Raw genomic sequence first — 2,882 nt, 5'->3', positions numbered from 1 at the left:
AATCTAAAATAACATCGAGTGCTCTTTTTTCGGGCGAAAGGATAAATATAGAGGATAAATATTGTGCTAAAACTACTACTGGAATATTATAACCACGCACCACAGAAAACAAACTGAGGATTTTGATTAGTAGTAATTTTGATTTGCGTGTTAACATTTATAAGTTGAAAGTTGTAAAATCATAAAGTTTAAAAGTCTTAAAACTGATAAACTACTTCCAATTTATAATCTTTTAATGACATTTTTGCTTTTTCTAGGTCTTGTGTAAACCCTAAAATATAACCACCACCGCCAGAACCACAAAGTTTTAAATAGTAATCATTTGAATCGATTCCACGTTGCCATAATCCGTGAAACTGCTCTGGAATCATGGGTTTGAAATTATTTAAAACCACTTTAGACAGTTTCTTTGTATTGGCAAATAATGATTTTATATCACCACCCAAGAAATTTTCGACACAAGCATCAGTGTGTTTTATAAACTGTGATTTTAGCATTTTTCGGAAGCCTTCTTCTTTTAAGCTTTCCATAAAAATATTGACCATTGGCGCAGTTTCTCCAACAATTCCAGAATCTAACAAGAAAACTGCTCCTTTTCCGTCAAGACTTTGAGTAGGAATCCCTGTTGCTTCAATATTATCTTTAGAATTTATTAGAATTGGAATACTCAAATAACTATTTAATGGATCTAATCCCGAACTTTTTCCGTGGAAAAAGTTTTCCATTTGAGAAAAAATATTTTTAAGTGTTAATAATTTTTCACGTGTTAGATTTTCTAAAACTGTGATTTTATTATTAGCATATTTATCATAAATTGCTGCAACAAGAGCACCACTACTTCCTACTCCATATCCTTGTGGAATACTAGAATCAAAGTACATTCCGCTTTCTATATCGCTATTTAAACTTTCTAAATTGAAGGTTACTAATCCTGGTTGTTCTTCTTGTAGTGTTGCTAAATGAGAGGCTAATTTTTTCAGATTTTGATTCGACTTTATAGCTTCAACGGAAGGATTTTCGTCAGATTTTAGCGCGCCATTATAAAAATTATAAGGGATAGACAATCCTTTTGAATCACGAATAATTCCGTATTCTCCAAAAAGTAATATTTTTGAGTAAAACAATGGTCCTTTCATTTATTTTTTGTTTTCAGAATATAAATATACAAATTAAATCAATTGACTTCCAAATCCAATTTCGTCACAAATGTACTGACCATTTTGACAATAGCCAACTAATTCGTCCTTAATAAATTGCAAAATTATTTCTTTATTATTTTCAGGATACAAAACATGAACATTCGCTCCAGCATCTAACGTGAAGCAAACTGGAATATTGTTTTCATTTCTAAATTTCCAGATTTTATTAATGATTTCCAAAGTATTTGGCTTCATCAGAATAAAATAAGGCATCGAAGTCATCATCATAGCGTGCAAAGTCAAGGCTTCGCTTTCTACAATTTTTATAAACTCCTCAAGGTTTCCGTTTTCTAAAATCGTTTTTATTTTAGCTAAATTCTCATGTGCTTGCTCAAATCTTCTGCTAGCATAAGGATGATTGTGCATTAAATCGTGCCCAATGGTGCTCGAAACTTGCTTTTCACCTTTATCTACTAATAAAATAGTATCTTGATAGTTTTTGAAATTTTGATGAATTATTGCTGGAAATTCGATTCCAAATAAATCAGAACTTCCAACAATTGAATCGTTTTCTCCCCAAACCACAACGCTACCTTTTACGCTCCTACATGCACTTCCTGAACCTAGTCGAGCTAGAAAAGAGGCTTTCTGGTAAAAATATTCTTCAGTAATTGAAGGATTTAAAGCTTTTTCTAAACTCATAATAGTCATGGCTAAAGCCGCCATTCCTGATGCAGAAGAAGCAATTCCCGAGCTATGAGGAAAAGTATTTTGAGTATCGATTGTAAAATGAAATTCTTTTAGAAACGGGCAATAAACTTCAATTCGTTCGAAAAATTTTTGGATTTTGGGTTTAAAATCTTCTTTTGGTTTTCCTTCAAATAACAAATCAAATGAAAATTTATCCTCATTATTTTTTTTAACGAAAGTTAACTTTGTGATTGTTTTACAATTATTCAGCGTAAAACTTATAGAAGGATTTGCTGGAACTTGATTTTCTTTCTTTCCCCAATATTTAACTAAAGCAATATTACTGGGCGAACTCCACTCGAAACTTCCATTTTTTAGCGTAATATCTTGATTTTTTATCACAAAATCTTTTTCAGAAATCATATTTTAAAAATTTTAACAAAGATACTTTTTTTGCCAATTCGTTGCTTTTTAAATTAGATTATTATTTATTTGTTTAATCTAATTTACCAACCATTTTGAAAAAAGCTAATTTAACTAAAATCATCCTCTCCATTTCAGTCTGTGTACTTATTGGATTTTTATCGAGTTTTGCAACGCGCTCGTCTGTTGATACATGGTTTTTAACACTTAAAAAACCTTTTTTTAATCCGCCAAGTTGGATTTTTGCTCCTGTTTGGACTATTTTATATATTCTAATGGGCTATAGTTTTGCAATTATTTGGAGTAACCCCAGCAAGAGTCGAAAAAGCAAAGACATCATCAAAAACGCTATGCTTCTTTTTGGAATTCAATTAGCTCTAAACGCAATCTGGTCAATTTTATTTTTTGGTTTATGTAATCCTTTTCTAGCTTTAATAGAAATTTTATTGCTTTGGTTGATGATTTTTGAAACCATCAGAGCTTTTAATAAAGTAGATAATTATGCTGCTAAATTACTCATCCCTTATTTGGTTTGGGTAAGTTTTGCGACTATTTTAAACGGAAGTATTTGGTTTTTGAATAGTTAAAACTATGAAAACGAAAACTCTTTTAACTTTACTTTTATTTTTC

Annotated in this window: 3 protein-coding genes and 1 pseudogene; 1 reads left to right on the top strand and 3 read right to left on the bottom strand. The window is 30.6% G+C overall.

Annotation, left to right across the window (positions count from 1 at the left end; all coding sequences use genetic code 11):
* The 3 genes and pseudogenes from ACHZC3_RS10815 to ACHZC3_RS10805 form a co-directional block, all read right to left on the bottom strand.
* Positions 1-157 (bottom strand): annotated as a pseudogene (locus ACHZC3_RS10815) (ubiquinone biosynthesis protein UbiA); the annotation flags it as partial.
* 40 nt (positions 158-197) lie between these two features.
* Positions 198-1,136, bottom strand: a complete 939-nt coding sequence (locus ACHZC3_RS10810) for a mevalonate kinase (protein ID WP_394759873.1) — start codon at positions 1,134-1,136, stop codon at positions 198-200.
* Between the two features lie 33 nt (positions 1,137-1,169).
* Positions 1,170-2,252 (bottom strand): diphosphomevalonate/mevalonate 3,5-bisphosphate decarboxylase family protein, encoded by a 1,083-nt coding sequence (locus tag ACHZC3_RS10805; RefSeq protein ID WP_394759872.1) that lies wholly within the window; start codon positions 2,250-2,252, stop codon positions 1,170-1,172.
* 95 nt (positions 2,253-2,347) lie between these two features.
* Between ACHZC3_RS10805 and ACHZC3_RS10800 the strand changes: the two genes are divergently transcribed.
* Positions 2,348-2,839 carry a TspO/MBR family protein gene (locus tag ACHZC3_RS10800; RefSeq protein ID WP_394759871.1) on the top strand — a complete coding sequence of 164 codons (492 nt, stop codon included), beginning with the start codon at positions 2,348-2,350 and terminating at the stop codon, positions 2,837-2,839.
* The last annotated feature ends 43 nt before the right edge of the window (positions 2,840-2,882 follow it).

It is taken from the genome of Flavobacterium sp. (genome assembly GCF_043720215.1).
Lineage (GTDB): Bacteria > Bacteroidota > Bacteroidia > Flavobacteriales > Flavobacteriaceae > Flavobacterium.
Note: the sequence above shows the minus strand (reverse complement) of the source record. Positions and strands in the feature narration are given on the sequence as shown.